1 protein-coding gene is annotated in these 661 nt (G+C 68.4%); it reads left to right on the forward strand.

Annotated features, from left to right (window positions below; all coding sequences use genetic code 11):
* Window positions 1-661, forward strand: a 661-nt coding sequence (locus tag ACTJJN_RS27000) for an Ig-like domain-containing protein (protein WP_440781796.1), incomplete at both ends; no start/stop codon positions are given.

The following is a 661-nucleotide window of genomic DNA, read 5'->3' on the forward strand; positions in this document are numbered from 1 at the left end:
GCCAACGGCACGCTGATTGGCACTGTGGTGGCGGGCCCCGACGGCAGCTTCACCGTCACCCTCGACCCGGCCCAGGCCAATGGCGAACTGCTGGACGTGGTCGCCATCGATGACGGCGGCGTTTCCTCGCTGCCCGCACAGATCACCGCGCCCGACATCACCGCCCCTGCTGCCCCAACCGAACTGGCGGTCAGCGCGGACGGCAGCGTTATCACCGGCCGTGCCGAACCGGGCAGCACCGTGCGCATCGTGGCTGCCGACGGCACCGAATTGGGCACTGCGGTGGTCGGCCCGACCGGCGTGTTCAGCCTCAACCTCAACCCGCCACAAGTTGACGGCGAAGTGCTGCAGGCCTCCGCGACCGATGCCGCTGGCAACACTTCCGTTACCAGCTCGGTCACCGCGCCGGACATCGATGGCGGCGATACCACCCCGCCTGAAGCACCGACCAATCTGGTGATCGGCGTTGCCGGTAGCCAGCTCAGCGGTCGAGGCGAAGCCGGCTCCACCGTGCAGGTACGTGACGCGGCCGGCAACATCCTCGCGACCGGCACCGTCGCCGCGGATGGCACCTTCACCGTCACCCTGAATCCTGCCGTGAACGACGGCAGCACCTTGCAAGTCACCCTCACCGATGCCGCCGGCAACGTATCCCAACCGG

Source organism: Pseudomonas sp. 22515, assembly GCF_052044625.1.
GTDB classification, from domain to species: Bacteria; Pseudomonadota; Gammaproteobacteria; order Pseudomonadales; family Pseudomonadaceae; genus Aquipseudomonas; species Aquipseudomonas alloputida.